Origin of the sequence: Thioalkalivibrio sp. XN8, assembly GCF_011058255.1 — a bacterium.
Lineage (GTDB): Bacteria > Pseudomonadota > Gammaproteobacteria > Steroidobacterales > XN24 > XN24.
The window spans coordinates 1-3,284 of record NZ_JAALFH010000059.1; the positions used below are offsets into that span (position 1 = coordinate 1).

Annotated in this window: 4 protein-coding genes and 4 tRNA genes; all 8 read right to left on the bottom strand. The window is 67.2% G+C overall.

Features of this window, described 5'->3' with window-relative positions; all coding sequences use genetic code 11:
* Positions 1–1,187 (bottom strand): elongation factor Tu (tuf, locus tag G6N75_RS07500; RefSeq protein WP_165347737.1); only part of this gene is annotated, 1,187 nt, incomplete at its 3' end.
* 98 nt (positions 1,188–1,285) lie between these two features.
* Positions 1,286–1,361, bottom strand: a tRNA-Thr gene (locus G6N75_RS07505).
* A gap of 48 nt (positions 1,362–1,409) precedes the next feature.
* Positions 1,410–1,483, bottom strand: a tRNA-Gly gene (locus G6N75_RS07510).
* Positions 1,484–1,546: 63 nt separating this feature from the next.
* Positions 1,547–1,631: transfer RNA gene (locus tag G6N75_RS07515), tRNA-Tyr, on the bottom strand.
* Positions 1,632–1,734: 103 nt separating this feature from the next.
* Positions 1,735–2,007, bottom strand: coding sequence for a cytochrome c (locus G6N75_RS07520; RefSeq protein WP_165347738.1), 273 nt, complete (start codon positions 2,005–2,007; stop codon positions 1,735–1,737).
* Between the two features lie 86 nt (positions 2,008–2,093).
* Positions 2,094–2,169 (bottom strand) — tRNA-Thr (locus tag G6N75_RS07525).
* Between the two features lie 122 nt (positions 2,170–2,291).
* Positions 2,292–2,564, bottom strand: a complete 273-nt coding sequence (locus tag G6N75_RS07530; protein ID WP_165347739.1) for a hypothetical protein — start codon at positions 2,562–2,564, stop codon at positions 2,292–2,294.
* 127 nt (positions 2,565–2,691) lie between these two features.
* On the bottom strand, positions 2,692–3,284 hold a 593-nt coding region (locus G6N75_RS07535; RefSeq protein WP_165347740.1), incomplete at its 5' end, for a type III pantothenate kinase.

Genomic DNA, 3,284 nt, shown 5'->3' on the forward strand with positions numbered 1-3,284 from the left:
TCGTAAATCTTTGCCACGACGCCGGCGCCGACGGTGCGGCCGCCCTCGCGGATGGCGAAGCGCAAGCCTTCTTCCATCGCGATCGGCGCAATCAGCTCCACCTGCATCTGCACGTTGTCGCCCGGCATCACCATCTCCACACCCTCCGGCAGCTCGACCATCCCGGTCACGTCCGTGGTGCGGAAATAAAACTGCGGCCGGTATCCCTTGAAGAACGGCGTATGACGGCCACCCTCCTCCTTCGTCAGGATGTACACCTCCGCCTGGAACTTGGTGTGCGGCTTGATCGAACCCGGCTTGCACAGCACCTGGCCACGCTCCACCTCGTCACGCTTGGTGCCGCGCAGCAGCACCCCCACGTTGTCGCCCGCCTGGCCCTGGTCCAGCAGCTTGCGGAACATCTCCACACCCGTGACCGTGGTCTTCGAAGTGTCGCGAATACCCACGACCTCCACCTCGTCCCCCACCTTCACAATGCCCCGCTCAATACGCCCGGTCACCACCGTGCCACGACCCGAAATCGAGAACACATCCTCGATCGGCATCAAAAAGGCACCGTCCACCGCACGCTCCGGCTCCGGAATGTAACTGTCCATCGCCGCCACCAGCTTCTCGATCGACGGAATGCCAATCTCGCTCGTGTCACCGTCAAACGCCTTCAGCGCCGATCCCGTAATAATCGGCGTGTCGTCGCCCGGGAACTCATAGGTGCTCAGCAGATCCCGAACCTCGAGCTCCACCAGCTCCAGCAGCTCGGCATCGTCCACCATGTCCGCCTTGTTCAGGTACACCACGATGTACGGCACACCCACCTGGCGCGCCAGCAGAATATGCTCCCGCGTCTGCGGCATCGGACCGTCCGCCGCCGACACCACCAGGATCGCGCCGTCCATCTGCGCCGCACCCGTGATCATGTTCTTGATGTAGTCCGCATGCCCAGGACAGTCCACGTGCGCGTAATGACGCGCCTCCGACTGATACTCCACGTGCGCCGTCGCAATCGTGATGCCGCGCGCCTTCTCCTCCGGCGCCTTGTCAATCTGGTCGTAAGCACTCACCTCACCACCAAACTTCTCCGCCATCACCTTCGTCAACGCCGCCGTCAAGGTCGTCTTGCCATGATCAACATGACCAATCGTCCCCACATTCACATGCGGCTTCGTACGTTCGAATTTCGCCTTGGACATCGGTGCTCGACTCCGGACTGATCAGTGAATTTGTTCGTTGCTGCCAATTGGCGGCGCGCCCCGGGGGCACGCCCGCTGTTTCGTTCCTGCGCCTGTCATGGAGCCCACAACCGGACTTGAACCGGTGACCTCTTCCTTACCAAGGAAGTGCTCTACCGTCTGAGCTATGTGGGCCGCGATTCTCTCCTAAACCCTGTCCGCCCCGCGGGCGCGGCTCCCATCTGGAGCGGGCGATGGGAATCGAACCCACATCATCAGCTTGGAAGGCTGAGGTTCTACCATTGAACTACGCCCGCGCGTGTTTCATGTCCCGGCCCCAGCCCGCCTGCCCCGCGCCGCGCCAACCCGCTGCGGACGCGTGGTGGAGGGGGGAGGATTCGAACCTCCGAAGGCTGAGCCAGCAGATTTACAGTCTGCCCCCGTTGACCGCTTGGGTACCCCTCCCAAAAGCGCAAGCCGCGTATTATTAAACGCGGCTCGGGGGGTGTCAACAGAAGCGGCGGTGGCTCACGCCACCGCCGGCGGGGTCCAGGCGGCGGATTTCGCCCTACTTGGCGCCTTCGTGCGCGAACCAGGCCGCGACATCGGCGATGTCTTCCTCGGCCAGGTCGTTGATCGACGGGTCGTGGTCGTCGCCGGCGCGGGCCGCCTTGATCATGCCCTCGATGTCTTCGGCGCTCAGGCCCTTGAAGTCATCGTTCATGTGGCAGTCGAGGCACATGCTGGCCTTGTCGGCGCCGGCTGCCGCGTCAGCCGCCAGGGCCGCGCCGCTGAGCGCGAAAAGGGGCAGGGAAATCAGTGCGATGGCAATTTTCTTCATGTCTAGTTTTCCTTTTCAGGGGGGAACTCGGGCGCCGAAGTATAGCCGAGTCCCGGCCGGGATGCAGTGCGCTCGCGAAGGGGAGCTGGAGCCGGCGACAGGAGTCGAACCTGCGACCTGCTGATTACAAATCAGCCGCTCTGCCAACTGAGCTACACCGGCCTGCCGGCGCATTCTAGGAGTCGCCCGGCCCGGCGGCAACTGCGCCATGCCCGGCGCCGGAACAAGACGATGCCGCCCCCGGTCGCCCGGGAGCGGCATCGCCGGAGGGCCGTGACCGGGCCTTACTGGCCGCCGGCGAAGTAGTAGGCGGCGAGGTCCGGAATGTCCTCAGCCGTCATGTCTTCGGCGCCCGGGGGGTGCTCGCCTTCCAGCACCCGCTGCAGGGCGGCCGTGATTTCCTCCAGGCTCATGCCCTGGAAATCGTCAGCCGCATGGCAGTCGCCGCAGTACAGCGCTTCCGCCTTGGCCGCGCCGGCCTCGGCATCGCCGGCCAGGGCGGCGCCGCTGAAGGCCAGCAGGGGCATGGCGAGGATGGCAATGATCGTCTTCTTCATTGTGTCAGGCCTCCTGGACCCAAGGTGATGACATAGTCCGGAGCAGTATACCGAAGGCCATGCGGCCCGCCATGCGTAAAGCCCACGACAACCGCGGGCTGGCGATTCAGCCGCCGTTCAGCTTGCCTCAGCCGCCGCCGGCCGCCCGGGCCAGCCCGCGCAGCACCAGGTCCGGCACCAGCTCGCCTGCCCCGAGCTCGGCCGCCAGCGCCGGCGCGTCGCCCCCGGTCAGCAGCAGCCGCACGGGCCCCTGGACCCGCTCGCCGAGCCGTTCTCTCGCGCGCAGCACCGCCCCGGCGGCGGCCAGCAGCGCACCCCCCGTCATGGCCGGGCCGGTGTCGGCGGGGAACGCCGCTGCCGGCGCCAGGGCCGAGACCCGGCGCAGCTCCGCGAGGTCGCCCGTCCGCGCTTCCAGGGCGCCGACCATCATGGCCAGCCCTGGCAGGATCCAGCCGCCCAGGTGGCGTCCGTCGGCCCGCAAGGCGTCGATCGTCAACGCCGAGCCGGCATCGATCACCAGGCAGTCGGCCGGCGCCAGGCCGCGGGCGCCCAGCAGCGCCGCCCAGCGATCGGCCCCCAGGCGGGCCGGCACCGCATAGGCGCAGCGGACCCCGCCCGCCTCCGGCTGCGCCCGCAGGAATGCGAGCGAACCGCCGCCGAGGGCGGCCAGGGCTTCCGCCAGCGCCGCGCCCGCGTCGCCGCCTGCGACGTTGGCGCACC